The sequence below is a fragment of the Micromonospora sp. WMMD1102 genome (assembly GCF_029626265.1).
In the GTDB taxonomy this organism is placed as follows: domain Bacteria; phylum Actinomycetota; class Actinomycetes; order Mycobacteriales; family Micromonosporaceae; genus Plantactinospora.
This window is the reverse complement of the sequence record NZ_JARUBN010000001.1, coordinates 1,970,024-1,996,548: the sequence shown is the minus strand read 5'-3', so window position 1 is coordinate 1,996,548 and position 26,525 is coordinate 1,970,024. Positions and strand designations below refer to the sequence as shown.

The following is a 26,525-nucleotide window of genomic DNA, read 5'->3' as shown; positions in this document are numbered from 1 at the left end:
GGTGGGGTGGCGACGCCCCGGCGATCCGTAGCCGGGCCGGGGCCCGGCAACTGACCGGCGGGGACGCGCCGTGTCAAACTTCGGCTGGGTCAGCGGCCGCGTCGGGGCGTCGCCGCCGGGACCCAACGCCGCCAGCCACCGGTCCGGGTCCGGGCCGCGCGGTGGCGGCGTACCAGCAGTGCGGCGGTACCGGCCGCGGCGAGCCCGGCCAGCGCCCCGGCGTACGGCACCGGCCGCTGCCGCACCTCGGTGACGGCCCGCCGGGTGGCCTCGGTGGCCCGCCCGCTGCCGATCCGGCCGAGGTGCCTGGCGCGCACGGTGGCGACCTGGGCGGTCGCCGCCGTCCGGTCCCGCCACCGGACCGCCCGGCCCCTGACCTCGGCGGCCTTCTCCCTGGCCCGGGTCTTCACGTCGGCCCGCCGCGCCAGCTGCTGGACCGTGCCGCCCAGTTCGGCCCGGGTACGGGCGATGTCGGCCCGGATCGCGTCCGGCTCGTCCGTCGACGGCACCGCCGGCACGCTGCCGGTGCTGCCGGGGCTCGGGCTGGTACTGGGGGTACGCGCGGCGGCGTTCCCGGTGGTGCTGCTCATCGGTGTGCCCTCTCCTTCAGCTCGTCTATGTCGGCCCGGACGCTGCGGACCGCCTCCTCCGGCACCGGAGGGCCGGCCTGCCGCAGCCGCCCTCGGCCCAGCAGAGCCAGCCCGGCCGCGCAGCCGAAGAGCAGAACGGAGACGAGCAACGCGGCCAGCCAGCCGGGCATCACCTCGGCCAGCCCGAGGACGACGGCGGCCAGCATGGCCGCCACCCCGTACATGGCGACCAGCCCGCCGCTGCCGAGCAACCCGGCGCCGACGCCGGCCCGCCTGCCCTTCTCGGTCATCTCCGCCCTGGCCAGGGCCAACTCGTCCCGGACCAGCCGGGAGACCTGCTCGGCGGCCCGGTGGACCAACTCGGCGGTCGACGCCGGTGTGTGCTCGGCCGGGCCGTCCGGGGTGACATCGCTCATCTCGCCCGCTCCTTCCCTCCAGGAAACGGTTATGCCCCGCCGGGCTCCCGGCCGAAACGCCTGCCCCGGGTCGAAAGCCGTCCGAGATGGCGGCGGCCAGATCGCGACGATCCGGCACCGACCGGGTATGTACCTTCCGCACGGACCGAGGTAGCACGCAGAGAGATTGGTCAGTAATCACAAATGCCCATAAATTCGGCTCGGCACGGCCATCCGTTACGCTCAGCGCTCATGACCGGCATCTCCAGCGGCCAGCCAGGCTGCGCCGAAGGGCGGGGTCCCGTTCCGGCGGCCCGGCACCACCCGCTCGACCGCCACCTGCCGGCCAGCCGGGCGTACCGGTTCGTGGCGTACCCGAGCGCCGGAGCCGGGCTGCCCGCGGCGTCCCGGCCGGCCGCCGGCCGGACCCGGACCGGGCCGAAGCGGTGAGCAGCGCCGAGTCCCCGTCGTCGGCGGTGGCCGGCGTCGACGTCTTCGGCGTCGACCCCGAGATCGGCCGCGACCTCACCGAGGTCGACTGGGCGGCGACCCCGCTCGGCCCGCCTGCCGACTGGCCGCAGAGCCTACAGACGGCCGTGAGCATCGTCCTGTCGTCGCGGTTCTCGATGTGGATGGCCTGGGGTCCGGAGCTGACGTTCTTCTGCAACGCCGCCTACCGCCGGAACACGCTGGGTCGCAAGTACCCGTGGGCGCTGGGCCGGCCGGCCAGCGAGGTGTGGGCGGAGATCTGGGGCGACATCGGCCCCCGGATCTCCACCGTGCTGAGCACCGGGCAGGCGACCTGGGACGAGGCCCTGCTGCTGTTCCTGGAGCGGTCCGGATATCCGGAGGAGACCTACCACACGTTCTCCTACAGCCCGCTCCGCGACGACGCCGGCGGACTCGTCGGGATGTTGTGCGTGGTCAGCGAGGACACCGAGCGGGTGGTCGGCGAGCGGCGGATGGCGACCCTGCGGGACCTCGGCTCCGACCCCAGCGTGGTCCGTACCGAGCAGGAGATGCTGACCTTCGCCAGCCAACAGCTCGACCGCAACCTGCGGGACCTCCCGTTCACCCTGACCTACCTGTTCGAGGAGGACGGCCAGGCGCGGCTGGCCGGCGCCACCGGCCTGCCACCCGGCCACCCGGCCGCCCCGGCGACGGTCCAGATCGACGATCCGGACAGCGTCTGGCCGACGTCCGCGCTGACCGGGGGCGATTCGGTACTCGTGACACTGGACGGCCCACTCTCGTCCGGCCTGCCGACCGGGGACTGGCCGGAGCCACCCACCCAGGCCCTGCTGGTGCCGCTGCTGCGCCAGGGCGGTACCCCGTACGGCTTCCTGGTCGCCGCGCTGAACCGCTACCGGCCGTTCGACGACGGCTACCGCGGCTTCGTCGAGCTGACCGCCGGGCACGTCGCGGCCGGGATCGCCAGCGCCCGCAGCTACCAGGCCCAGCAGCGGCGGGCCGAGGAGCTGGCCGAGCTGGACCGGGCCAAGACCGCGTTCTTCTCCAACGTCAGCCACGAGTTCCGCACCCCGCTCACCCTGATCATGGGTCCGGTGGAGGAGCTCCGCAGCCGGCTCGCCGACGCCGACGAACGGGTACGCGAGGAACTGGACGTCGTCCACCGCAACGGCCTGCGGCTGGGCAAGCTGGTCAACACGCTGCTGGACTTCTCCCGGATCGAGGCCGGCCGGATGCAGGCCCGGTACGAGCCGGTGGACCTGGCCGCCGCGACCGCCGAACTCGCCAGCGTCTTCCGCTCCGCCATCGAGCGGGCGGGCCTCGCGTTCGAGGTGGACTGCGAACCGCTGCCCGAGCCGGTGCACGTCGACCGCGGCATGTGGGAGAAGGTGATCCTGAACCTGCTCAGCAACGCGTTGAAGTTCACCTTTTCCGGCGCCATCCGGGTCACGCTCCGGGCGGTGGACGGCCAGGCGGTGCTCAGCGTCGCCGACACCGGGGTCGGGGTACCGGCCGAGGAGATGCCGCGACTGTTCGAGCGGTTCCACCGGATAGAGAACTCCCGGGCACGTTCGAACGAGGGCAGCGGCATCGGCCTGGCGCTGGTCAAGGAACTCGTCGCCCTGCACGGCGGCACCATCACCGCCAGCAGCACCGTCGGCGAGGGCACCCTGTTCACCATCGGGCTGCCATTCGGCACCGCCCACCTGCCCGCCGACGCCCTCACCTCCGTCGCCAACACCGCGACCGTCTCGGCCACCGCGGAACCGTTCGTGCAGGAAGCCCTCCGCTGGCTGCCCAGCGGCGGCCGGGACGGCGAAGCCACCCCGCCGGCCGCCGGCCATGCCGACTCCGGCGGGGTCGTCGGCACGCAACTGCCGGTCACCGGCGCTCCGGCCCGGGTACTCGTCGCGGACGACAACGAGGACATGCGCGAGTACCTGGCCCGGCTGCTCCGCTCCGCCGGGCACCGGGTGCGTACCGTCGGCGACGGGCAGGAGGCGTTGGAGTCGGCCCGTGCGGACGTACCGGACCTGGTGGTCAGTGACGTGATGATGCCCCGCACGGACGGGTTGCAGCTGGTGGCCGCGCTGCGCGCCGAACCGCGTACCGCCGGTGTGCCGGTGCTGCTGCTGTCGGCGCGGGCCGGCCAGGAGGCGGCCATCGAGGGGCTGGAGGCGGGAGCCGACGACTATCTGGTCAAGCCCTTCTCCGCCGCCGAGCTGGTGGCCAGGGTGCGGGCGAACATCGAACTGGCCCGGCTGCGCAACCACCACGCCCGCTGGCGGACCGCCCTGGTCGACTCGCTCCAGGAGGCGTTCTTCGTCTGCGACGAGACCGGTGCGGTCATCGAGATCAACAGCGCGTTCACCGACATCCTCGGCTATGGCCCCGAGCAGCTGCCCTATCCGCCGAACCAGCCGTGGTGGCCCGACCGGGCGACGTCGCCGGAGGCCCACCAGCAGGCCGCCGACGCCTTCGGCACCCTCCTCGGGCAGTCGCACGGCACGTACACGGTTCCGGTCACCCACCGGGACGGGCACCGGTTGTGGGTGGCGGCCGCCTTCAACCAGGTCCAGGATCCCGGCACCGGGCAGCGGGTGATCGTCGGCACCTTCCGCGACGTCACCGCCGAGCACTACGCCGTGCAGCGGGACACCGCGCTGGCCGCGCTGAGCCTGCGGCTGTCGCAGGCGGAGGACCTTCCCGAGGCCCTGCACGGCGTCCTCGACGAGATGCGGGCGCTGTGGCAGGCGCCGTACGCGCTGGCGGCCGTCTTCGGCGGCTCCACCGGCCCGGCGCTGACCGCCACCGACCCGCTGCTGCGTTGGGACGGCCTGCCCGGAGAGCGCCGTCAGGCGCTCGCCGCGCTGCGGGACCGGCCGCTGCTCACCCCGGAGATCCAGCCGGGTTCCGGCGCCGGGATAGCCCTGGAGCATCCGGACGGCACGATGGTGATCTGGATCGAGCTGGGCGACGAGCGCCCGTTCACCGACCACGACCAGACGCTGCTGGCACTGCTCGGCGGCCACCTCAACCAGGGGCTGCGCCGGGTGCACCAGATCGACCAGCAGCGTGAGACGGGCCTGGCGCTGCAACGTGCCATCCTAGGTCCCGCCCAGCTGCCCACCGGGTTCGCCGTGCGCTACGAGCCGGCGATCCGGCCGCTGAAGGTAGGCGGCGACTGGTACGACACCGTCGAGCTTCCGGACGGGCGGATCGGCATCGTCGTCGGCGACTGCGTCGGGCACGGGCTGCGAGCCGCCACCGTGATGGGTCAGCTGCGCAGCGCCTGCCGGGCCCTGCTGCTCCAGGACGCCAGTCCGGCGCAGACGCTCAGCGCGCTGGACCGGTTCGCCGCGCTGCTGCCCGGGGCCGCCTGCGCCACCGTGCTGTGCGGGGTGCTCGACCCGGCGACCGGATATCTGCGGTACGCCAGCGCGGGTCACCCGCCGGCCATCGTCGTCCATCCCGACGGCAGCACCCAGCTGCTCGACCAGGGCCGGTCCATGCCGCTCGCGGTCCGCCGGAGCGGCGAGCGGATCGAGGCCGAGTACGTCGTGCCGGCCCGCGCGACCGTCATGCTCTACACCGACGGGTTGGTCGAACGCCGCCGGCAACTGCTGACCGCCGGCATCGACCTGGCCGTCACGGCGCTCCAGGAGGGGCGCCGCTCCCCCATCGAGGACCTCGCCACGGACGTGATGGAACGACTCGCCCCGAGCGGCGGTTACGACGACGACGTCGCCCTGCTCCTCTACCGCCATCCCAGTCCGCTGGAACTCGAGTTCCCCGCCGAGGCGACCCGGCTCGCCCCGGTCCGTACGGCGCTGCGCAACTGGCTCGACCGCTGCGGGCTGGGCGCCGGCACGGCACACAACGTGCTGGTGGCCGTGGGTGAGGCGTGCGCCAACGCGGTCGAGCACGGGCACCGGCACTCGTCCGACGGCTGGATCCGGCTGCGGGCGGCGGCGACCGCCGGCGAACTGCACCTGACCGTCACCGACAACGGCCGTTGGAAGGAGCCGCGCCCGGCGGAGAACACCCACCGTGGGCGGGGCTTCATGCTGATGCGGGCCCTGATGCACAAGATCACCGTCACCACCGGGACGACCGGCACCACGGTCGACATGCAGGCAAGGATCGCCCGATGACCGCCACCGCACTCACGATCACCACGGACCGCCGGACGGACGGGACTCCGGTGTTGGCGGCCGTCGGCGAGATCGACATGAGCAATGCCGACTCGTTCGCCGCCGCCCTGGCCGACGCCGTCACCGGTGCCGGCGGTACGCCCCTGCTGGTGGACCTCACCGCCGTGGAGTACCTCGACAGCGCCGGCCTGGCGACCCTCTTCGGGCATGCCGAGGAGATCCAGCTGGTGGTCAATCCGCTGCTGGGGCCCGTGCTGACCATCTCCGGCCTGGCCGACCTGACAAGCGTTCGAGGCCTCTGATCCGCGACGGCTGCCGGACAGGCTCCGACGGTGCGCCGGGGCATGTCCGGAACGTCCGACCTGCCCGCCACCGGGGCCGGTGGGCAAAGGACTGCACTAGCATCCTCGGCCTCCTGGCGGCCACGGCTGCGGCCTGGTCACGGTCCCGGGGCGGCCACGGGGTGCCTCCCACCCGCGCCCGGCGCGGCCGACCCACCGCCGCCCGAGGGGATCTCGGCACGGCGCTGTCGCCCCGGGTGGGCTCTTTGCCAGCGGGCTTCAGTGGTTGTCGGCGGCGAGCCCGAGCAGGGCCGTCACACCGGTGAGCTCCAACACCCGGCGGACGAACGGTCGGGGGTTCACCACCACCAGCCGGCGGCCGAGCCGCTCGGCGTCGGCGACTCCGAACAGCAGGGTCCGGATCCCGGACGAGTCGCAGAAGTCCAGTTGCGACAGGTCCACCACCAACGTGCCGAACGGGTGCCCGAGCGTCCGGTCCAACGTCCGACGCAGCAACTCGGCGGTGTCCATGTCGAGGTCACCGACCAGCCGCATGACGAGTACCCCGTCCCGGCCGGGATCCAGGGAGATGTGCAGTGGTGGGCCGTCAGGGCCATCGCCTGCGGCGGCACCGGCCGGCCCGGTGTACGTGCCGACGGCCGCCGTCCCGTTCCCGGCCGGGCCGGGCGAACCCAACTTTCCGGCTGTCCCGACCGAACTCGGCCAGCCGGGCACCCGGGTTGGAGCGTAGCCAGGGTCGGAAGCAGAGCTGACTGGTCGCTGTTCGATCGACATGGCGCCTCCGGTCTGCCGGCAGGGACGCTCGCCAGCCGCCTGAGCGGCACGACGAGGTGAGTGGGCGCCTGTCTTGACCCGAGCCAAGAGTACCCCGCCGCGTGGCGGTCCGCTCTGTCTGACCGCGTCATCATCCGGAGCGCGCCGGCCGGCGCGAACGCCCGGCGGCGGACCGAGCGGGCCGGAACTCACAGCGGGCCGGAACTCACAGCAGGCCGGCGTTGCCAGCCACGGCGGCAGCCTCCGTCCGGCTGGAGACACGCAGCTTGCGCAGCAACGTGGCGGTCAGCCGCTTCACCGTACGTTCGGAGAAGTTCAGCTCTTCGGCGATTTCCACCGTCCGACAACCCTTGGCAATAAGCTGGAGAAGACGGCGTTCCTCGTCGTCGAGTACGGCCCTCGCCGGCAGGCCAGGGTGCGCCGGGCTGAGCAGGGCGGCGAGCAGGCCGGTGGGCAGCACCGCCCAGCCGTCCAGGATCGCCAACAGCGGTGGCAGCAACTCCTCGGGCTCGCTGCTCTTGGGCAGGTAGCCCTCGCCACCTGCCCGCAGGGCCTGCACCATCAGGTCGGTCTCGTCGAGGCCGGAGATCGCGACCATCCGCACCCTCGGCGCGGTACGCCGGATGGCGGCGATGGCCCGGATCCCGCCCGGTGCCGGCATGTGCAGGTCCACCAGGGCCAGGTCGGGCACGCACTGCCGAACCGTGCTGGCGGCGGCGGAGGCGTCACCGGTGGAACCGACCACCAGGGCCCGCCCCTGGGTGCTGGCGGGCAGCAGCAGTTCGAGGCCGCGGACGAAGAGAGGGTGGTCATCGACAAGTACCAGGCGCAGGGTGGCGGATCCGGACACGCGGCGGCGTTTCCCGATTCGGACCCGTTCATGCCCTGGAAGTCGGAGACCGCGCGCCGAGCCGCTATCCGGACGATCCGCCGCTGGCGGCTGCCCGAGGTCACGGCACTCGGTTCGCCGCTGCGCGGGCTCGGTAGGTTGCTCGCCGCCCGCCTGTCCCAGCTGCTCACCGGCCGGAGCAGCTTGCCGGGACCGCCGGTCGCCGGAGGTCGGCTGGCCGAGCTGGTCGGCGCAGGCCGGACGGCCGAGTTGGTCGGCGCAGGCCGGACGGCGCAGGATCCCGGTCTGGCCGCGCCCGCCGGTCCGCCGCTGCTGCTGCGGACGTTCTGTCACGAACTGCGCTCGCCGATCGAGTCGCTGCGCGCGCTCACCCGGGCCCTCGCCGAGGAGCCGGAACGACTGAGCGCGGACGAGCGGCGGGGGGTGGTCGCCCTCGCCCAGGAGCAGGCGGCGCACCTGGCGTGCCTGTGGCGGCAGACGACGTCGGTACTGCAAAGCCTGGCCGAGCCGGTCGACCGGCCGGTACCGCTGAGCCAGGTCCTGCCGGTGGCGCTCCCGGCCGGTACACCGCGCCGGTTGACGGTCCGGCTGTCCCACGGTGCCGGCGACCGGCTGGTGCCGGCACACCGGGTCCGTCAGATCCTGGTGAACCTGGTGGACAACGCCCTGCGGCACGGGCCGGCCCACGGTCGGGTACTGGTCTCGGCCTCGGTGCGGGCCGGGACGCTGGTCCTGGTCGTGGCCGACGAGGGCCGGTCCTGCCGCGCCGTGCTGGCCGCGCTCCACCGGTCGGCGCCGCCACCCGGACTCTCCGGGCTCGGCCTCTGGATCGTGCGGCAACTGGTCGCCGCCGAGGGCGGCACGATCACCGCGCTACGCACCACCCGTGGCCTCGCGGTACGGGTGGACCTGCCGGCGCCCCGGCGACTCTCGTCCGCCGCTGGCACCGCCGCTGGCACCGCTGCTGGCACCGCTGCTGGCACCGCCGCAGGTACCGCCGCCGGCAAGCCCTTCGGGGCCGTCGGTCGGCCCGCCGAGGCCACCGGCTGACCCCACCGGGCCAGCCCGACGGGTAGCCGCGCACGGTAGTCACTTCCGCCAGGAGGACACCGTGTTCAGTCACGTCAAGGATCTGCAGTTCGAGGCCAAGCCGGACGCTCCGGACGCCGCGTTCGCCCGGCGCCTACAGGAGGTGCTCGGCGGCAAGTGGGGCGAGATGACGGTCGCCACCCAGTATCTCTACCAGGGCCGGAGCTGCCGGCTGCCCGGCAAGTACAAGGATCTGCTGCTCGACGTCGGCACCGAGGAGATGGGGCACGTCGAGATGATCTGCACCATGATCGCCCGCCTCTTGGACAGCGCACCGCTGTCCCTTCAGGAGGCGGCCGCCGAGGACAATCCGATGCTGACCGCCATCTACGCCGGGTCGAACCCGGCACACTTCATCCACTCCGGCGGCGGTCCGCTGCCGGTGGACAGCGCCGGGGTTCCGTGGAACGGCAGCTACATCACCGCCAGCGGCAACCTGCTGGCCGACTTCCACCTCAACGTCACCGCCGGGGCGCAGGGCCGGCTCCAGGTCGCCCGGCTGTTCCACATGACCGACGACCCGGGCGTCAAGCAGATGCTGCGGTTCCTGCTGGCCCGGGACACCATGCACCAGAACATGTGGCTCGCCGCGATCGAGCAGCTCAAGGAGGACGGCCTGGAGGAGATGCCGGTCCCGGAGGCGTTCCCCGACGCCGAGCAGGAGAACCGGTTCGCCTACCAGTACATCGGCTTCTCCGCCGGTGAGGAAGCGGCCGAGGGACGGTGGACCGCCGGCCCGAGCCCGGACGGCAAGGGCAAATTCAGCTACCAGGCGGCGCCGACGGCGCACGCGCCGGCCCCGGTGCTGCCGCCGGGCGACCCGCGCCTGCACGGCACGCCGCCGCCCGCCGGGACCTGACGGCCGGAGGCGAATCGCGTCCCGTCCCCGCCGCGCCGGTCCGTCAGCAGGACGGCGGACCGGCGCGGCCCGTCCGGAAGGCAATTTTCATGACCGAACTACTGGCCCGCCCGTTGGCCGACGCGTTCATGCAGGTCGGCGTCTACGTCGCGGTGATGGTCGCGCTCTTCGGCTGGCTGCGCTGGCGGTACGGCGACCGGGTCACCGACCAGCTCACCCGCCGTCCCCGACTCGGCCCGCTGGTCGGCGCGCTGCTCGGCGTCAGTCCGGGCTGTGGCGGCGCCATCATCCTGATGCCGCTGTACGCACGCGGCAAGGTCTCCTTCGGTACCGTCGTGGCCGCCCTCGCCTCGACCATGGGCGACTCGTCCTGGGTGGTCATCGCCGCGAACCCCGAGTTCGCTCTCAAGATCCACGCACTGCTCTTCGCCGTGGGCCTGGCCACCGGCTACGCCGTCGACCTGCTCGGCATCGATCCGGCCAGCGCCGTGCGGAACCGGCTACCAAGGTTGCCCTGGCGCCGGAGCGCCCCGCCGGCGTACGGCCCGAGCCAGCCGGCCTACGAACCGAGCCAGCCGGCGGGCGCGACGGTGCCGCGCAGGACCGCCCTCGCCGGTGCCGGCAGCCGAGCCCCGGCCCAGTCCGGCTCGGGCGGCCGGGCCGGGCCGGTGGACAGCAATCCGGCGCCCGCGTCGGCATCCCCGGCCACGGTCTCGGCACCGGCATCCCCGGCCACGGTCTCGGCCACCCTGGTCGCGTCGGTGGTACCCGGGCGTCCGGCCCGGATGTCCCTGGTGTTCTGGGGGCTCACCACGCCTGCCTTCCTGCTGTCCGTACCGGTCGTCTTCCACGCCGTCGACCCACACCGGCTGACCGCCGCGCTCGGCGGAGTCGACCCCTACCTCGCTTTCGGCTGCGCCGGAACGCTCGTCGCGCTGCTCATCTTCGCCGCCGGGCGGGGCCGATTCGCCGACGACACGGTCAGCACCGCCACCCGTCGAGCCGGCGGGAGGCGATGCGGCACAGCGCGCACGAGGCCTCGTTCATCACCGTCTGGGTCGCGGTCGCCTATCTCGGCTGGCAGGTTCTCAGCAGCGCCACCGGATTCGACGGCTCCCAACTCGCCTTCGCCGGGGTGGCCGGAGTGCTCGTCGGAGCGCTGATCGGTCTCGTCCCGGGCTGCGCCGTCCAGATCGTCTTCACCGGCATCTTCGTCAGCGGCGGCCTGCCCATGACGACACTCGTGGCCAACGCCATCAGCCAGGACGGGGACGCCCTGATCCCACTCGCGGCCCTGCGCCGCCGCGCCGCCGCGACGGCAACCGTGATCACCACGATTCCGGCCATCCTGGTGGGCCTGGCACTGCTGGCGCTGCTCGGCTGAACGCAAGGCAGAGCCCAACAACCGGCGCGCCGTGCGGACCGGGGTGAGCACATGGACGTCGCGGTGGCGGGAAACCAGCGCTGACGACGTCGACGGAGGAGGAACGCAAGCGTGACAGCAGGCGTGCAGCAGGACGTTCTGGACCTGCTGACCGAGCAGCACCAACAGATCAGGACGCTGTTCGGCCAGCTCGGCCGGGCCGAAGGTACGCAGAAGCGGGAGCTGTTCGAGGAGCTGGTCCGGTTGCTCGCCGGGCACGAGGGCGCAGAGGAGGTCGAGGCGATGGCACCGACCCGGCCGCACCCGCACACCGGCGAGTCAGCCCAGGCGAATCTGCTGGCCGGTCCACCCCTGGCGCTCTTCGACCGGATGCGCGACGCGGTACGCGACTGGCGCGAGCGGCAGAAAGGCGAGGACTGACCGGCCGGCCGCGACCGGCAACGGCTGCCCCGGGGTTCGGTGAGTCCTACCCCCGGATCCGGTCGTCGCTGCCGGCCCGCCGGTTGCCGACGCTCCTGCGGTTGCCGGGACTCCTCCGGTTGCCGGTGCGCCAGCCGGTGGTGGCGGGCGCCGGGCGGGGGCTCAGGTCACGTCCGACCGCACACGGCGACCGCCCCGGCTCCCACTCGAACAGCAGCCCGGTGAGGGCCAGGACACGCGTCACGGACGGTGAGATGCCGCGGAGGAAGAGTTCGCCGTGCCCCTCGCGGACGATGTCCCGCACCCGCAGCAGTGCGGTGATCCCGTGGGCGGAGAAGAAGGTGACCCCGGACAGTTCGAGGACGACCCGGTCGGGCCGGCTGTCCGCCACCCGCCCGATCATCTCCACGAGACTGCCGGCACTACTCATGTCGACCTCGCCCCGGGCCGTGACCACGGTGGTCGTGCCGGCCCGCACCAGGTCGAGGGACATTATCGGAGCGCCGGTCGGGTCGCCCGCGGAACCGGTCGCACCGCTCCCGAGCGTGGTCGTGCCGTTCCCGAGCGTGGTCGTGCCGTTCCCGAGCGTGGTCGTGCCGTTCTCGATCGACATAGCGCCTCCGGTCGTTTGGCGGAAACCGCCCATCCGTCCGGTGCTGCGAGGATGGCAAAGGCGATCCGGGCGCGCGTCTTGACCCAGGGAACACGTTACTCCCGGTCGGAGCAACGCGCCCGGCACCCGCTGCGACACATCACTCCTGGTGACCCTCGGCACGGCGCTCCCGCCGGAGCTGCTCCCTGGCCCGGTCGGCGAGATCGCCGCGCTCCTGGTCCAGTCCGGAGTACATCCGGGCGGTCTTTCCGGCCGACTGTCCAGGGGCCAGCAGCGGTGTCGCCGGGTCGACCACCGCGTCGATCACCGTCGGACGGTCCGCGGCCAGGGCCTCGTCCCAGGCCGCGCCGACCTCGTCCCGGGAACTGATCCGTACGCCGTGCAGGCCGAGCAGCTTCGCCCACTGCGCGTACGGCACGTCCGGCAGGTCCTGCGCGGCCGCGAAGCGTGGTTCGCCCTCCATCTCCCGCTGCTCCCAGCTCACCTCCGCCAGGTCGCGGTTGTTGAGCACCAGCACCACGAACCGCGGGTCCGCCCAGTCCCGCCAGCGGGCGGCGACGGTGATCAGCTCGTTGAGCCCGTTCATCTGCATCGCGCCGTCCCCGGCCAGCGCCACCACCGGCCGGTCCGGCGCGGCGAGCTTGGCCGCCACACCGTACGGCAGCGCGGACCCCATCGAGGCCAGGGTGCTGGACAGGTGTGCCGGAACCCCGGGGGGCAGCCGCAGGTGCCGGGCGTACCAGTAGGTGATCGAGCCGACGTCGACCGACACCCGCGCGTCGGCGGGCAACCGGGAACTCAGCTCGCGGACCACGTACTGCGGGTTGAGCGGCTCCGCCCCTGCCTCCGCGCGTTCGGCGGCGATCTCCCGCCAGCGCCGCACCCAGCCCGTGACCCGGTCCCGCCACGACCGGTCGGCGCGCGGCTCGACCAGCGGCAGCAGGGCCCGCAGCGTCTCGGCCGAGTCGCCGAGCAACGGCACCTCCACCGGGTACCGCACGCCGAGCCGGCGCCCGTCGATGTCGATCTGCACCGCCCGGGCCTGCCCGGGAGCCGGATAGAACTCGGTCCACGGATCGTTGGTGCCGACCAGCAACAGGGTGTCGCAGTGACCCATCAGCTCGGCGCTGGCGGTCGTGCCGAGGTGACCCATCACGCCGGTGTGGTAGGGCAGGCTCTCGTCGAGGACGGGCTTGCCGAGCAGCGAGGCCGACACCCCGGCCCCGAGCCGGTCCGCCAGCTCCATGATCTCCGTCTCGGCGCCGTAGCCGCCCTGGCCGACCAGGATCGCCACCCGCTCTCCCGAGCCGAGCAGTTCCGCCGCGGCCCGCAACTGCTCGTCCCGGGGCAGCAGCCGCCCCGCCTCCAGACCCGGACTCGTGGCGATCAGGCCGTGCTCGTGGCCGGTGGGATCGGCCTCGTCGGCGGGGGCGGTCTGCACGTCGTGCGGCAGCACCACACAGGTGGGGCTGCGGGTGGCCAGCGCCGTACGCATCGCCCGGTCCAGCAGCATCGGCGCCTGACGCGGGGTGTACGCCGCCTGTACGAACTGCGCGCAGACGTCGCCGAACAGCCGTACCAGGTCGATCTCCTGTTGGTAGGCGCTGCCCAGTACCGTCGACATCTGCTGGCCGACGATCGCCACCACCGGCTTGGAGTCCAGCTTCGCGTCGTACAGGCCGTTGAGCAGGTGCACCGCCCCGGGCCCCTGCGTCGACAGGCACACCCCCACCCCACCGGTGTACTTCGCGTGCCCGACGGCCATGAACGCCGCCGCCTCCTCGTGCCGGGCCTGCACGAATCGCGGCGTACCGGCCCGGCGCAGCGCGCCCAGCACCCCGTCGATGCCGTCACCGGAGTAGCCGAAGACCCGGTCGACTCCCCAGGCCCGCAGCCGCTCCACCAACACGTCCGAAGTCGTGGCCTGCTCGTCGGACATCCGGACCTCCCTCCGCACCTCGTCGTCACCGTTGCGGTCGGCTCCCGCCCCGTCCTCGTCGTACCCGAGGGCGGCGTGCCCAACCTCGATCCCGGCCCAGCGGCGCGGCGGTCCCCGGTCGCGGCCCGGCTCCCGCTCCCGGCCGCGCCCCGTCCTCCAACCCGACCCGACCCGACCCGGCCGGGTCCGGTCGCGCGCCGGCCTGTGCCGTCCTCCGACCCGGCCACCGTGTCCCGACGCGGTCGCCGTCCTCCGACCCGGCCACCGTGTTCCGACGCGGCCGGGTGCCGGGTTCAGCCGGTCGGGTCGGCCGGGCGGCGGTGCCGGTAGTGGTGCAGGATCAGGGCGCCGGCGCAGCCGAGGGTGCCGAGCCCGAATCCGATGCCGACCAGCGGCGACAGGTCGGTCATCGAGGAGATCCCGTTGGCGGCGGCGCTCGCGATCAGCAGCACCCACAGCAGCGGACGCAGCACCCCTCGACCGGCCACCTGATGGGCCGGGGTGCCGGGTCGGGGCGCCGTCGGGGCGCGGTACGGGTCGGACATGACCACTCCTTGCGATGTCGTCGAGTTGATGTGACAAACGCTAGGAACGCCCGCGCCCGGCGACGATCCCACCAGCACGCCGACCGGGGTACAGCAGGCTGTACTTCTCGGCCCGCGTCCTCGCCGAGCCGCCACCCGGTGTCCTAGGGTCTGGCCGGGAGGTGGAATGACGACCGACGGTTCGGCCGGCGCCGGGCGCGCGGATTCCGGGCGGAACTACCTGCGGGACCGGGCGCGGGTCTCCGTCGACGCCCTGGAGCACCTGGTCGGCGGGCTGGGCACCGCGCTGCTGGCGCTGGCCGGGCTGAGCTACCTGCTCGCGGTCGCGCTGGCCTGTCTCACCGGTGTCGGGCTGCTGCTGGTGCCGTCGGCGCTGCGCGTGGTGCGGGCGGTCGCCGACCGGGAACGGGACCGGCTGTCCCGGTGGGGCCCGGAGATCATCGGCCCGGCGCCGGTGCCGGCCGGGACGCGTGCGGCTCTGCGGGACCCCGCCGTGCGGCGAGATGCCGGCTGGCTGGCCATCCATGCCACCGGCGGGTTCGTGATCGGGCTGCTCGGCCTCAGCCTGCCCCTCTACGCGGTGCAGAGCCTGACCTTCCCGTTGTGGTTCTGGCTGCTGCCACCCGAGGCCGGCGGTCCCGCCCTGGTATACTGGCGGATCGACGGGCTGGCCGACGCGCTTGCCGTCGGGCTGACGGGGATCGGCTGGCTGACGGTCGTCGTCGGGCTCGGCCCGGGGATGGCGCGGCTACAGGCATGGCCCGGGCGGCGCCTGCTCGCACCGTCGCCCGGCACGGACCTGTCGCTGCGGGTTGCGGAGCTGACCGCCACCCGGGCGGCGGCGCTGGACGCCCACGCGGTCGAGCTGCGCCGGATCGAGCGTTCGCTGCACGACGGTACCCAGAACCGGCTGGTCGCGGTCACCGTCCTGCTCGGCGCCGCCCGGCGGGCACTGGCCCGGGACCCGGTGCTCGCCGGTGACGTGCTGGCCCGGGCCCAGGACGCCGCCGAGCAGGCACTCGCCGAACTGCGCGGCGTCGTGCGCGGCATCCTCCCGCCGGTACTCGCCGACCGGGGACTCGCCGGTGCGCTCGGCGGACTCGCCGCCAACTGCGGCGTGCCCTGCCGGGTCGACGTCGACCTGCCCGGTCGGTGTGCCGCCTCGGTCGAGGCCACCGCCTACTTCGCGGTGGCCGAGGCGCTTACCAACGTGACCCGGCACAGCGGGGCGACCGGCGCCACCGTCAGCGTGCGCAGGGCCGGCGACCGGCTGCTGCTGCGCGTCGCCGACGACGGCCACGGCGGCGCCGAGGAGCGCGACGGTTCCGGGCTCGCCGGCATCCGCCGACGGGTCGAGGCGTACGACGGCCGGTTCCGGCTGACCAGCCCGTCCGGCGGGCCGACGACGATGGAGGTCGAACTGCCGTGCGGATCGTGATCGCCGAGGACGACGCGCTGCTGCGCGAGGGTCTGGCGCTGCTGTTGCGGGCCGAGTCGCTCGACGTCGTCGCCACCACCGACACACCGGGCGCGTTCCTCGCGGCCGTGGACGCGTACGCCCCGGACGTGGCCATCGTCGACGTCCGGATGCCGCCGACGCACACCGACGAGGGTATCGTCGCCGCGGTCGAGGCCCGGCGCCGCCAGCCGGGCCTCGCCGTACTGGTGCTGTCCGCGTACGTCGAGCAGACCTTCGCGACCGAACTGCTCGCCAGCGGCACCGAACGGCTCGGCTACCTGCTGAAGGAACGGGTCGGCCGGGTCGAGGAGTTCCTCGCCGCGCTGCGCCGGGTCGCCGGGGGCGGCACCGCCTTCGATCCCGAGGTGGTCGGCCAACTGCTGTCGCGCAGCCGGCCCGACAGTACGCTGAGCCGGCTGAGCCCCCGGGAACGCGACGTGTTGGCGCTGATGGCCGAAGGACTGGGCAACGGCGCCATCGCCGAGCGGCTGTTCGTCACCGAGGGCGCCGTGCACAAGCACATCCGCAGCATCTTCGCCAAGCTGGACCTGCCGCCCGACGACCGGGCGGACCGACGGGTCACCGCGGTCCTACGCTTCCTGGAGGACACCCAGTTGTAGCCGCTGCTGCGACATTCGGCTACCGCCGTGCGCGGGGTCGGCTCAGCGCCGTACCCGGATCCGGACTCAGCGCCGTGCGCCGCCGCCGCCGACCGGGCGCAGCGCGAGCTGGCGTGGCGCCTGGGTCGGGTCGAAGACCGGGCGACGGTCGATCCGGGCCCGGACCTCCGCCGAGCCGAACCGGTAGTCGATCCGGCGCACCGCCTCGGCCCAGTCCGTCCTGCTCCGGATGCCGCGCAGCGTCTCCACCACGAACGGGTCGTGCCAGCGACTCCGGGCGCGTTCCCAGAGCACGAACGGGTCCTCGGTCAGCAGGCTGCCGACGGTCCCCTCGTAGATCGGCATCGCGCGTACCTCGCCGTCCGGCTCGACCTCCATGGGGCGGAAGTCGGGATGGCTGGCGATGTAGTCGGGATGCATCTGCACACCGAAGTTGTCCGTGGTGGTGACCTTGACCGAGGGCGGGGCCGCCTGCTGGAGCCGCTGCCTGGTCCCCTCCTCGACCAGGGCCGCGACCTGCTCGTCGCCGAGCATCTCGTGTTCGCCGTACGAGACCCGGCTGGCCAGGCCGGTCGGCACCACCGCGCCGAACGCCAGGTCGGTCAGGTGTGGGAAGCGCGGTGCGACGGAGGAGCACAACTCGTCGAGTTGGTGGTAGTTGCTGCGTACCACCACGTTGTCGATGCCGAACCGCAGCGGGGACTCCCCCGCCGCGATCCGCCGGGCGCTCTCCGCGTCCAGCAGCGCGAGCGCGGCCATCGCCCGGTCGAAGGAACCGACGCGGCCACGGATCCGGTCGTGCACCTCGGCGGTCGCACCGTCCACGCTGACCACGATCCGACTGACGCTGCCGGCCAGCCGCCGCACGGTCTCCTCCGGCACGGACCAGCCGCTGGTGTAGAGGAAGACCCGTACGCCGGCCGCGGCGAACCGTTCCACCACCTCCACGATGCGGGGCACGGTCAGCGGCTCACCCCCGCACAGCGTGATCTGGAGCGGGCGGAAGGCGATGAGGGCGTCCGCCACCCTGAGCATCTCCTCGTGGCTGAGGTTCTGCGGGCGGCGCCGGCCGGACTCGGTGTAGCAGTGCGAGCAGCGCAGTGGACAGGCGAAGGTGACGTCCCAGATGAGGACGTTCGGAACTGCGTCGACATTCATGAGACGGGTCTCCCGGACGGGTCGGCAGTGCGGTCGCCGGAACCGTACGGGCGGCGGACCGTCCCCGGCATCGGCGACGGGTACGCAAGAGCTGCGGCCGGGTACGCAGCCGCGAGCCGCCGGCGGCACCGGCGTACCGGTCGGGTCTCGGTGGTCGCGGCGGCGCGGTTGCGTACCCGGCTACCGATTCCCCGGTGCGCCCGGACACCTAGCGTTCTGGCGTGGCGGCCGCCACGGTCCGCTGCCCGCCGCCAGCGAAGGAGGTGGATCATGCGCGCTTACCCGCCGGTCGACGCCCTGTAAGGGCAACGTGCCTGATGGCGGTGGTCACCCCGTGGGGGGTGACCACCGCGGCACCACGAGCCCGCCCCGGCAACCGCCGAGCCGCACGCCGGACGACCTGCCTGCCCCGGCAGCCGATGCCGCTGGCCGGACGACCGGAACCGTCGACCTCGCCAAGGAGTGTCTCTCGTGTCGACCGCACCGCCCGCCGGCCTGAGTCGCCGTCCCGGCAGCGTCCCGGCGCTCGTCCGCGAACTGCCGCGCGTGCACGCCCCGCTCACCGCGCTGCTCGGCGGGCTCGTCGCCGGACAGGTCGCGGGCGTCGTACTGTTGCCCCTGGCGATCGGGCGGCTGGTCACGGCGCTGACCGGCGACGACGGCCCGGCAGCGGCCGAGCAGGCGTGGACCGGGCTCACCCTCCTCGCGCTGGCGCTGGTCCTGGACATCGCCCTGGAACCGATCCGTGCGATGGTCACCGCGCGGCTGGCCGCCGCCGTCGACGGCAGCCTGGCCCAACGCACCGTCGAGGGCGCGCTGCGCCCGGCCGGGGTCGCGCACCTGGACGACCCCGAGGTCGCCGACCGGATCGAGCAGGCCCGCGGGGTCGGGATCGGCGCGCACGCCCCCGGGCAGGCCGTGAACGCGCTGGCCGCCCTGGTACCGCTCCGGCTCACCGGCTTGGCCTCCGCGATCCTGCTGGGCTGGGCCGGGCAGTGGTGGATGCCTGTGGTACTCGGTGCCGCCTGGGTGGTCGCCGGCCGCTGGCAGGAGAAGGAGATGGCCCGCGCCGTCGCCGCCAACACCGCCCGTACGGTCCAGCTGCGGCACGCGGCCTACCTGCGGGATCTCGCGGTGACCGCGCCGTCGGCCAAGGAGGTACGGCTGTTCGGCCTGCACCATTGGCTCGTCGAGCGCTTCACCCGGCAGTGGTGGGACGGCATCGTGGAGATGCGCCGGATGACCACCGACGGTCGGCGGCACCTGGCGGCCAGTGGACTGCTGCTGGCGGCACACCTGGTCGTGGTGGTGCCCCTGGCGTACGGGGCCAGCACCGGCGACCCGCCGGTCGGCCAGTTGACCGTCGCCCTCCAGGCACTGCTGGGCCTGTTCGCCCTCGGGTTCACCGGTGACCTGCAACGGCGGTTGCACCTGGCCAGTGCGGCGGTGCCACCGGCGCTGGCCGTGAGCGCACTAGGCACCCCGAACCACCCCGACGACGACCTGACACGCCACGACCGGGCACGCCACGAGCAGCCGCACGACAAGCAGGCGCACGACGAGCGGAGACGCGACGAGCGGACGCTCGACCGGGCACGCCACGACCGGGCACGCGACGGAGCGGACGCGAGCGGGCTGCCCCGCCGCGAGATCCGCTTCTCGGGAGTCTCCTTCGGTTATCCCGGCGACCGCCGCCCGGTCCTGGACGCTCTCGACCTCGTCATCCCGGCCGGGTCCTCGCTGGCGCTGGTCGGCGACAACGGCGCCGGCAAGAGCACCGTCACCAAGCTGCTGGCCGGGCTGTACCGGCCGGACGGCGGCCGGATCCAGGTGGACGGTCGGGACCTGCACGATCACGACCTGGCGAGCTGGCGCCGGCAGCTGGCCGTGGTGCTCCAGGACTTCGGCCGGTACCCGTTCTCGGTACGCGACAACATCGCCTTCGGCGCGGTCGAGGCGCCGGCCGACGAGAAGGCCGTGGTCGAGGCGGCCCGTCTCGGCGGCTTCCTCGGCGTCGAGCAGGGCCTGGTCGACGGCTGGGACACGCCGCTCAGCAACGCCTACACGGGCGGGACAGAGCTGTCCGGCGGCCAGTGGCAGCGGCTGGCGCTGAGCCGGGCGCTCTACGCGGTGCGGCACGGCGCCCGGGTCCTCGTGCTGGACGAGCCCACCGCACACCTGGACATCGAGGCGGAGTACGAGCTGTACGCCCGGTTCCTGGAGATCACTGCCGGGATCACCACGATCCTGGTGTCACACCGGTTCGCCACCGTCCGGCTCGCTGAGCGGATCGCCGTACTGCGGGACGGCCGGGTCAGCGAGTACGGCAGTCACGACGAACTGCTGGCCGCCGACGGCCGGTACGCCCAGATGTTCCGGGTGCAGTCCGCGCCCTTCACCGACTCCGCGGGAGGCCGTCGTGGTTAGCTGGCTGGGCGCCGCCCGCCTGGTGGTGGGTGTCGCGGTCCGGGCGGATCCGCGCCGCGCGGTGTCGGTGCTGGTACTCATCCCGCTGTTCAACATCGTCGCGGCGGCGCAGGCGCTCGGGCTGCGCGCCATGGTGGACGGCGCGGCCGGCCGGCAGCTCACCGGGGCGTTGACCGGCGGGCTGGTCCTCGTCGGCGTCACCGTCTTCGTGCACCAGGCGAGCGCGGTCGCCACCGACCTTCGGCAGGTGCTCCAGCAGCGGGTCGGGCTGGAGTTCGACCGCCGCCTGATGGAGCTCTGCTCCGGGCCCGCGCACCTCGACCACTACCACGATCCGGAGTTTCTCGACACCGCCGAGCTGGTACGCCAGCGTCGGACCGAGTTCGGCGGGGCGTTCGCGGCGTTGGTGGAGAACGCCGGCCTGCTGGCCCGGTTCGTCGGCGCGGTGACCCTGATGGCGTTCGTCAGCCCGCTGCTGGCTCTGCTGCCGTTGGCGATCGTGCCGCTGGTGCTGGCGCTGCGCTGGCAGGCGAACGTCGTCGCCGCGGCCGAGGTCGCCGGTGCCGAGGCCGACCGGCAGCGTGCCGCCCTGCTCACCCTGGCCACCGAGCCGGCCGCTGCCGCCGAGGTCCGGCTCTACCGGCTGGGCGGCGAGATCGCCACCCGGCACCGGGCGGCCTTCGCGGTCTCGGCGCGACGCCGGGAGGCGGCCCGGACCCGGGGCGCCGTGGCGGTGGCCGCCGGTTGGCTGCTGTTCTGCGTCGCGCTGGTGGCCGGGCTCTACCTCGTCACCCGCTCCGTCCTCGCCGGCACCGCCTCGGCCGGGGAGGCCGTGCTGGTCCTGCTGCTCGGCACCCGGCTGGTCGGCGCCACCACCGGACTGAGCTGGCTGATCGGGTGGCTGCGCCGCGCGCTGCACACCGTCGCCCTGTACCAGCGCCTGGCCGGACATCCGCGCGACGGCGCGGCCGGCAACCGCATCCCGACCACCGCCCGGCGCGACGACGCGACCGACGGACGCAACCCGACCACTCCCGAGCGCGACGACGCGACCGGCGGACGGTGCGCGGAGCTGCCCGAGCGCGGTGACCTCGTCCTCGACGGCGTCAGCTTCCGGTACCCGGGCGAGCCGGCAGCCGCGCTGGGCCCGATCGACCTGCGGCTGCCGGCCGGCGCCACCGTCGCCGTCGTCGGCGACAACGGTGCCGGCAAGTCCACCCTGGTCGCGCTGCTGGCCGGGCTCTATCCGCCGTCGACCGGGCGGATCAGCTTCGGCGGGCAGGACCTGGCAGCGGTGAACCCGGACGTGTGGCGGGGCCGGATCACCGCCGTCTTCCAGGACTTCTGCCGGTTCGAGCTGCTGGCCCGGGAGACGGTCGGGGTCGGCCGGCTCGACGCGGTCGACGACCGGGCGGCGGTGGGCAGCGCGCTGGCGGACGCGGGCGCGACCGGCATCGTGGCCGAGCTGCCCGCCGGGCTGGACAGCCGGCTCGGCCGGACCTTCCCGGACGGTACCGACCTGTCGTCCGGGCAGTGGCAGAAACTCGCGCTCGCCCGGGGGCGGATGCGAACCTCGCCGACGCTGGTGCTGCTCGACGAGCCGGCGGCCAGTCTCGACCCGGACAGCGAGGCGGAACTGCTGCACAGGTATCTCGCGCCGGCCCGCTCGGGCGCCGCCGCCCCGATCACGGTGGTCGTGTCGCACCGGCTGACCACGGTACGCGACGCCGACCTGATCGTGGTCCTGCACGAGGGCCGGATCGTCGAGTACGGCACACACGCCGAACTGGTCGCGCGGGCCGGCCGCTACGCCCAGTTGTACGCCCTGCACGCCGCCGCGTACGCCACCGGCCCGGCGGTCGTGCCGGCCTCGGCGACGCACCGGGACGAGATGCCGGCCGGCTCGGGTCAGCCCAGGTAACTCTCCGGACCGACCGGCGACTCCCCGACGCCCTCGACCGCTCGGCTGAACCAGTCGGCCCGCAGTTCCCGACGGGAACCGATGCCGAGTTTCCGGTACACCCGGGCCAGATGGCTCTCGACGGTCCGGGCCGACACGACCAGCCGGGTGGCGATCTCCCGGGTGGGCAGGCCGGCGGCGGCCAGGGCCGCGACCTCGTTCTCCCTGGCCGTGAGGGTCGGCGACGCCAGATTCGGTGCGGGCAGGCCGAGCACGCTGCGGAGCCGGCCGGCGAGCGCGACGGCCGCGGCGTAGTCCTGGTCCCGACCGGGCGAGGCCCGGGTGGCGGCCTCGGCCAGCCGGCACGCCCGCCGGGGCAGCCCCATAGCGGCGAGCCGGGTGGCCTGGTCAAGCAGGCCCGCGCGGTCGCGGTCGAGCAGCGCCAGTTCGCCGCGCGCCTCGCTCACCAGCCGTCCCGCCTCGACCTCCGGCAGGCAGTCGGTGATCCGGGCGGCCAGTCCGGGTGGATGGTCGGCGGGCGGTAACCGCGCCGCCCAGGTCAGGTACTGCAACTCGACGCTGCGGCAGCCGGCCGCCCGGGCCGCTGCCGCCGCCTCGTCGAAACCCCGGCCGGCGGACCGGGTGTCGCCCCGGGCGGCGGCCACCGCACCGGCGGCCCACGGCCCGAGGCCCGGCAGCACCGCCAGCCGGTCCGGCGGATCCGTGTCCAGCACCCGCTGCGCGTCGTCCGGCCGCCCGGCTCCGGCGAGCGCCACGGCGAGCCAGGCGGACGCCTCCGAGCGGAACGGCCGGAACCCTTCCGCCTGTTGCGCCAGCGCTTCGCGCAGCGGTTCGACCGCGGCGGGGTACTCGGCGCGGAGCAGCCGCGCGTACCCGACCAGCAGCGGCCAGTCCACGGCCCGCAGCCGGGTCCCCGGGATCGTTCCCGGCGGCCTCGGCCAGCGCCCGAGGACCGGGTCGGTGAGCGGCGGCGGGGCGCTGCCGTCCCGCCAGAGCCCGATCAGGGACAGCGCCGCCGCCACCAGACCCGCCGGCTCCGCGTCCCGGCCGCCGCCGGGGTCCGCCAGCACCGCCGCTCCGGCGGCGGCCGCCTCGTCGGTGCGCCCGAGCAGGGCCAGCGCCACCGTCCGGACGATCCGGCACCGTGGCACGGCACAGCCGCCGGCCGCTCCGCGGCCGGGCGTCCGGTCCAGCACGCCGTCGGCGACCCGGAGCGCCTCGGCCGGACGCTGGCCGAGCAGCAGCACCAGCGCGTCGGCGCCGTCGACGACGTCGACCGCCTCGGGGCTGGCGAGGGCGGCGACGGTGCGCAGCGCCCGCAGGTCGGCATGGGCCGCCGCCGGGTCACGCTCGGCCGCGCACCGGTGCAGGGCGAGCGCCGTCGAGAGCAGCACGCGTCCGGTGGCCGACCGGTCGGACGCGGTCGCCTGGTGCAGTACCGACTGCGCCTCGCGGCCGGTGCCCAGCTCGACGAGCGCGTCGGCGAGTACGACGGTGGCCCGGGCGGACCGGTCCGGTGTGGCCCGGACCAGCCGCAGCGCCTGCTCCGGACTGTGCGGGAGTACCCGTCGGGCGGCCTCGGCCAACACGGCGGCGCTGACCGGCGCGCTGCCGGCGGCCAGTTGCCAGCGGGCCAGCGTCACCGGGTCCGGGCTCGCACCGCCGACCTCGCGCGTCGTCTCGACGAGCGCCGCCGCGACCCGGCGTCGGCGGGCCGGCGACACCTGGGCCCAGACGACCGCCTGGAGCAGCGGATGGGCGAACCCGACCCGGACCCCGTCCTCGGTGTCCGTCGTGCGCAACAGGCCCAGGTCCTCCAGCTCCTCGACGGCGGCCGGGGCGACCCGGTCGATCAGCTCGATCGGCAGCTCGTCGCTGACGGCGACCGCGGCCAGCGCGTCCCGGTGGGTCGGGGTGAGCCGGTTCGGTTCGGGCAGGAACAGCTCGACCAGGTGCGGCGGCACGCTGAGCGGGCCACGCCACCACCACAGTCCCCGCTCCCGGACCAGCCGACCGGTGGCGGTGCCGTGCCGGACAAGTTCGGTGGCGAGTCGCGGGTTGCCACCGGTCCACTGGTACACCAGCTGCACGGTGGTGGTGGCGACCGGGTGCCCGAGCATCGCCCGCATCAGGGCCGCCGTCTCCGCCAGGTCCAGCGGTGGCAGGTCGATCCGGCGCAGATGCCGGTCCTTCCAGAGCGCCACGACCGCGTCCGGGGTGGCCAGGTCCGTCCGGGCGGTGACCATCAGCCGGACGTGCCCGTCGTGGGCGAGGCTGAGCAGCGTACTCGCCGACGGGTCGTCCATCCAGTGCGCGTCCTCGACCACCAGCAGCGGCGTACGGGACTGTCCACGTCGGACCAGCTCGGCACGGATCCGGTTCGGTGCCAGGGCCGGGTCCCCGATGACCGGGAACAGCTGGCAGAACGGCCCGAACGGGATCGGCCGACCCGCCTCGGTGGCGGTGGTACGGGTCACGGCGTACCGGTCGGTGGACAGTTGCCGGGTCACGAGTTCGACGAGCGTGGTGCGGCCGGTTCCGCGCTCCCCCACCAGTACCGCCCCCCGGTCGGTGGTGACCGCGGTCAGGATCTGCTGTACCAGCTCGGTTCGTGCGACCAGCGTAGTCCGGATGCGGTCCACGGATTGCCCCCTCCCTGCCGCGGACACCGACATCTGCGCGGATGTCGACAGTGCCGTCCGGAATGCGGTACGGCTAAGCCAGCTGGCAACACCTCCCGGACGTTCCGGTGCTTTCCCGGCGACGTACGAAAATGGCGGTCGGACCGGTGGTGTCGCCGGCCGGGCGCGTGCCCTCCGGCCCGCCGTTCGGAATCGCCGCATTCGAATGTTCTGCCAGCGTCACGGGAACTCACAATGTCGTCGGATTCGGCCGACGATGCCAGGCGCGACTGGACCGCGACTGAACGCAGGCTGGATGGCCTGGCGCACCGGCACGCTGGCGGAGAACCGCGCCGGGTACCCGGCGATCCGCCGACCCCGCCCTGCCCCACACGCGCGATCCCTCCCCCCGGTGGATCGACTGAAAGCGTAGCGTCCTTCCTGACTATTGGGATGCTGTCTGTCGGATACCCACCGGCCGGCGGGCCGGCCGGCACCCGACGGTGCGGGCGGGTCGGCAGACCGGGTGGTCAGGCAGGTGCGCCGAGAAGAGTGCGCCCGGAAGAGGTGCCAGCGCGCTATCCGGGTGGGGCGGGAGTCGGGGACGCCTCGCTGGCGGCCGCCCGGGCCGCCCACTCCTCGTCGGCGGCCCGCTTCCGGGCCAGCCCGTCCCGGCCGTCGTAGCGGAGGAACGCCGGCAGGGCCGCCGCCAGCGCCACCGTGCCGACCACGCAGAGCACGCCGCCGGAGACGATCGACCCGCCGATGCCGAGGTAACGGGCGGCGACGCCGGAGCGGAGCTGGCCGAGCAGCGGCCCGGTGAGGTAGGAGAGCATCTCGATGCCGGCCAGCCGGCCACGCAGGTGGTCGGGGATGGTCTGGTTCCAGATGGTCATCCGGAAGATGCCGGAGACCATGTCGGCCGCGCCGGCGAACGCGAGGAAGAGCAGCGCCAGCCAGAGCCAGTCACTCAGGCCGAAGCCGACGATCCCGACACCCCACAGCCCGGCGGCGAGCACCACCATCAGCCCGTGCCGGTGCACCCGACCGGTCCAGCCGGAGGTCACCGTCGCCAGCAGGGAACCGGCGGCGGGCGCCGCGTAGAGCAGCCCGAGTACGGCCGGGCCGCCGAGCTTGCTCGCCATGAACGGGTAGAGCGCCTGCGGCATGCCGAAGAACATCGCGTTGATGTCCACCAGGTAGGTGCCGAGCAGCTCCGGCCGGCTCCGCGCGTAGCGCAGGCCGGTCAGCACCGAGCGCAGCGACGGCCGTTCGGCGGCCGGCGGGGGCGGAACGGCCCTGATCAGGTAGAGGCAGACCAGCGAGAACGCGAACGTGCCGAGGTCTATCGCGTACACCCACGGCATGCCGACCGAGGCGATCAGCACTCCGGCGACGGCGGGGCCGCCGAGCTGGGCGACCTGCATCCGCAGCGCGTTGAGTGCGCTGGCCGCCGGGATCTCGTCCAGGGCGACGATCCGCGGGGTGAGCCCTTCGAGCGCCGGGCGCGCGATGCCGTCGATCGCGGCGGTGAGCGCGGCGACCAGGTAGAGCAGCCAGAGGTGTGGCTGGTCGAAGAGCGAGTTGACCAGGAGTACGCCGGCGAGCACGCTGAACCCGACCTCCGCGCCCAGCACGAGTGCGCGGCGGTCGAGATAGTCGGCCAGTGCGCCACCGACGAACGCCATCACCAGCAGGGGTACGAGTTCGCAGACGCCGAGCAGGCCGACCAGCAGCGGGTCGTCGGTGAGCGCGTACACCTGGAACGGGATCGTCACGTAGGTGATGAACGAGCCGAACCCCGAGACACCGCTGGCGGCGAAGAGCAGCCGGAAGTCCCGCGAGGTGCGTAACGGAGTGACGTCGAGCGCCATCCTGCGGAGCAGGCGGTTCACGACCGGTGATGGTGCCGCAGCGCTCCCGCGGTGTCGATC

General features: G+C 73.8%; 22 protein-coding genes. 12 read left to right on the top strand and 10 right to left on the bottom strand.

Features of this window, described 5'->3' with window-relative positions; translation table 11 throughout:
* Positions 1 to 89: 89 nt before the first annotated feature.
* Complete coding sequence (locus O7626_RS09030; RefSeq protein ID WP_278060699.1) at positions 90 to 590, bottom strand: DUF3618 domain-containing protein; 501 nt, start codon at positions 588 to 590, stop codon at positions 90 to 92.
* Complete coding sequence (locus tag O7626_RS09025; RefSeq protein ID WP_278060698.1) at positions 587 to 1,006, bottom strand: phage holin family protein; 420 nt, start codon at positions 1,004 to 1,006, stop codon at positions 587 to 589. Before O7626_RS09025 ends, O7626_RS09030 begins: the two co-directional genes overlap by 4 nt.
* Positions 1,007 to 1,237: 231 nt before the next feature.
* Here O7626_RS09025 and O7626_RS09020 point away from each other — a divergent pair, with 231 nt between their 5' ends.
* The 3 genes from O7626_RS09020 to O7626_RS09010 are packed head-to-tail and all read left to right on the top strand — an operon-like array spanning position 1,238 to position 5,912.
* A complete protein-coding gene (locus tag O7626_RS09020) occupies positions 1,238 to 1,435 on the top strand; it encodes a hypothetical protein (protein WP_278060697.1) in 198 nt (65 codons plus the stop codon).
* Entirely contained in the window at positions 1,432 to 5,610 is a 4,179-nt protein-coding gene (locus O7626_RS09015; protein ID WP_278060696.1) for a SpoIIE family protein phosphatase, read from the top strand. Before O7626_RS09020 ends, O7626_RS09015 begins: the two co-directional genes overlap by 4 nt.
* Positions 5,607 to 5,912 (top strand): STAS domain-containing protein, encoded by a 306-nt coding sequence (locus tag O7626_RS09010; RefSeq protein WP_278060695.1) that lies wholly within the window; start codon positions 5,607 to 5,609, stop codon positions 5,910 to 5,912. Before O7626_RS09015 ends, O7626_RS09010 begins: the two co-directional genes overlap by 4 nt.
* A 258-nt stretch (positions 5,913 to 6,170) precedes the next feature.
* On the opposite strand, the gene O7626_RS09005 is transcribed toward O7626_RS09010, so the two are convergent.
* The gene (locus O7626_RS09005; protein ID WP_278060694.1) at positions 6,171 to 6,626 is read right to left on the bottom strand and encodes an STAS domain-containing protein; all 456 of its coding nucleotides are present in this window, start codon (positions 6,624 to 6,626) and stop codon (positions 6,171 to 6,173) included.
* A gap of 265 nt (positions 6,627 to 6,891) precedes the next feature.
* A complete protein-coding gene (locus O7626_RS09000; RefSeq protein WP_278060693.1) occupies positions 6,892 to 7,536 on the bottom strand; it encodes a response regulator transcription factor in 645 nt (214 codons plus the stop codon).
* Between the two features lie 30 nt (positions 7,537 to 7,566).
* On the opposite strand from O7626_RS09000, the gene O7626_RS08995 reads away from it, so the two are divergent.
* From O7626_RS08995 to O7626_RS08975, 5 genes are all read left to right on the top strand, one after another.
* On the top strand, positions 7,567 to 8,586 hold the full coding sequence (locus O7626_RS08995; protein ID WP_278060692.1) for a HAMP domain-containing sensor histidine kinase: 1,020 nt from the start codon (positions 7,567 to 7,569) through the stop codon (positions 8,584 to 8,586).
* A 61-nt stretch (positions 8,587 to 8,647) separates the two neighbouring features.
* Positions 8,648 to 9,484: a manganese catalase family protein gene (locus O7626_RS08990; protein ID WP_278060691.1), complete on the top strand. Its 837-nt coding sequence runs from the start codon at positions 8,648 to 8,650 to the stop codon at positions 9,482 to 9,484.
* Between the two features lie 89 nt (positions 9,485 to 9,573).
* Complete coding sequence (locus tag O7626_RS41475; RefSeq protein WP_347404766.1) at positions 9,574 to 10,647, top strand: putative manganese transporter; 1,074 nt, start codon at positions 9,574 to 9,576, stop codon at positions 10,645 to 10,647.
* The gene (locus O7626_RS08980; protein WP_347404853.1) at positions 10,530 to 10,868 is read left to right on the top strand and encodes a putative manganese transporter; all 339 of its coding nucleotides are present in this window, start codon (positions 10,530 to 10,532) and stop codon (positions 10,866 to 10,868) included. The genes O7626_RS41475 and O7626_RS08980 overlap by 118 nt, the downstream gene beginning before the upstream one ends.
* A gap of 111 nt (positions 10,869 to 10,979) precedes the next feature.
* Complete coding sequence (locus O7626_RS08975; protein WP_278060689.1) at positions 10,980 to 11,288, top strand: hemerythrin domain-containing protein; 309 nt, start codon at positions 10,980 to 10,982, stop codon at positions 11,286 to 11,288.
* Positions 11,289 to 11,334: 46 nt separating this feature from the next.
* Here O7626_RS08975 and O7626_RS08970 read toward each other — a convergent pair whose 3' ends face one another.
* The 3 genes from O7626_RS08970 to O7626_RS08960 all read right to left on the bottom strand — a co-directional run bounded on the left by O7626_RS08970 (position 11,335) and on the right by O7626_RS08960 (position 14,385).
* On the bottom strand, positions 11,335 to 11,901 hold the full coding sequence (locus O7626_RS08970; protein ID WP_278060688.1) for an STAS domain-containing protein: 567 nt from the start codon (positions 11,899 to 11,901) through the stop codon (positions 11,335 to 11,337).
* Positions 11,902 to 12,040: 139 nt separating this feature from the next.
* Positions 12,041 to 13,840, bottom strand: coding sequence for a thiamine pyrophosphate-requiring protein (locus O7626_RS08965; protein ID WP_278060687.1), 1,800 nt, complete (start codon positions 13,838 to 13,840; stop codon positions 12,041 to 12,043).
* A 293-nt stretch (positions 13,841 to 14,133) separates the two neighbouring features.
* On the bottom strand, positions 14,134 to 14,385 hold the full coding sequence (locus O7626_RS08960; protein WP_278060686.1) for a hypothetical protein: 252 nt from the start codon (positions 14,383 to 14,385) through the stop codon (positions 14,134 to 14,136).
* 166 nt (positions 14,386 to 14,551) lie between these two features.
* Here O7626_RS08960 and O7626_RS08955 point away from each other — a divergent pair, with 166 nt between their 5' ends.
* Both O7626_RS08955 and O7626_RS08950 read left to right on the top strand, forming a co-directional pair.
* Positions 14,552 to 15,823: a sensor domain-containing protein gene (locus O7626_RS08955; RefSeq protein ID WP_278060685.1), complete on the top strand. Its 1,272-nt coding sequence runs from the start codon at positions 14,552 to 14,554 to the stop codon at positions 15,821 to 15,823.
* Positions 15,811 to 16,464 (top strand): response regulator transcription factor, encoded by a 654-nt coding sequence (locus tag O7626_RS08950; RefSeq protein WP_278060684.1) that lies wholly within the window; start codon positions 15,811 to 15,813, stop codon positions 16,462 to 16,464. Before O7626_RS08955 ends, O7626_RS08950 begins: the two co-directional genes overlap by 13 nt.
* Before the next feature lie 66 nt (positions 16,465 to 16,530).
* Here the strand turns inward: O7626_RS08950 and O7626_RS08945 are convergent, their stop codons facing one another.
* A complete protein-coding gene (locus tag O7626_RS08945; protein WP_278060683.1) occupies positions 16,531 to 17,622 on the bottom strand; it encodes a radical SAM protein in 1,092 nt (363 codons plus the stop codon).
* Positions 17,623 to 18,093: 471 nt separating this feature from the next.
* Between O7626_RS08945 and O7626_RS08940 the strand changes: the two genes are divergently transcribed.
* Together O7626_RS08940 and O7626_RS08935 are read left to right on the top strand one after the other, a co-directional pair.
* A complete protein-coding gene (locus O7626_RS08940; RefSeq protein WP_278060682.1) occupies positions 18,094 to 20,049 on the top strand; it encodes an ATP-binding cassette domain-containing protein in 1,956 nt (651 codons plus the stop codon).
* Positions 20,042 to 21,970 (top strand): ABC transporter ATP-binding protein, encoded by a 1,929-nt coding sequence (locus O7626_RS08935; protein ID WP_278060681.1) that lies wholly within the window; start codon positions 20,042 to 20,044, stop codon positions 21,968 to 21,970. The genes O7626_RS08940 and O7626_RS08935 overlap by 8 nt, the downstream gene beginning before the upstream one ends.
* Here O7626_RS08935 and O7626_RS08930 read toward each other — a convergent pair.
* Both O7626_RS08930 and O7626_RS08925 read right to left on the bottom strand, forming a co-directional pair.
* Positions 21,958 to 24,612, bottom strand: a complete 2,655-nt coding sequence (locus O7626_RS08930; RefSeq protein WP_278060680.1) for a LuxR C-terminal-related transcriptional regulator — start codon at positions 24,610 to 24,612, stop codon at positions 21,958 to 21,960. The genes O7626_RS08935 and O7626_RS08930 overlap by 13 nt on opposite strands.
* A gap of 557 nt (positions 24,613 to 25,169) precedes the next feature.
* Positions 25,170 to 26,486, bottom strand: coding sequence for an MFS transporter (locus O7626_RS08925; protein WP_347404765.1), 1,317 nt, complete (start codon positions 26,484 to 26,486; stop codon positions 25,170 to 25,172).
* Positions 26,487 to 26,525 lie beyond the last annotated feature (39 nt).

Excerpts from the sequence above, each read along its gene's own strand:
- O7626_RS09030 (WP_278060699.1), bottom strand. The coding sequence starts at position 590 with ATGAGCAGCACCACCGGGAACGCCGCCGCGCGTACCCCCAGTACCAGC.
- O7626_RS09025 (WP_278060698.1), bottom strand. The coding sequence starts at position 1,006 with ATGAGCGATGTCACCCCGGACGGCCCGGCCGAGCACACACCGGCGTCG.
- O7626_RS09020 (WP_278060697.1), top strand. The coding sequence starts at position 1,238 with ATGACCGGCATCTCCAGCGGCCAGCCAGGCTGCGCCGAAGGGCGGGGT.
- O7626_RS09010 (WP_278060695.1), top strand. The coding sequence starts at position 5,607 with ATGACCGCCACCGCACTCACGATCACCACGGACCGCCGGACGGACGGG.
- O7626_RS08995 (WP_278060692.1), top strand. The coding sequence starts at position 7,567 with ATGCCCTGGAAGTCGGAGACCGCGCGCCGAGCCGCTATCCGGACGATC.
- O7626_RS41475 (WP_347404766.1), top strand. The coding sequence starts at position 9,574 with ATGACCGAACTACTGGCCCGCCCGTTGGCCGACGCGTTCATGCAGGTC.
- O7626_RS08970 (WP_278060688.1), bottom strand. The coding sequence starts at position 11,901 with ATGTCGATCGAGAACGGCACGACCACGCTCGGGAACGGCACGACCACG.
- O7626_RS08965 (WP_278060687.1), bottom strand. The coding sequence starts at position 13,840 with ATGTCCGACGAGCAGGCCACGACTTCGGACGTGTTGGTGGAGCGGCTG.
- O7626_RS08960 (WP_278060686.1), bottom strand. The coding sequence starts at position 14,385 with ATGTCCGACCCGTACCGCGCCCCGACGGCGCCCCGACCCGGCACCCCG.
- O7626_RS08955 (WP_278060685.1), top strand. The coding sequence starts at position 14,552 with ATGACGACCGACGGTTCGGCCGGCGCCGGGCGCGCGGATTCCGGGCGG.
- O7626_RS08945 (WP_278060683.1), bottom strand. The coding sequence starts at position 17,622 with ATGAATGTCGACGCAGTTCCGAACGTCCTCATCTGGGACGTCACCTTC.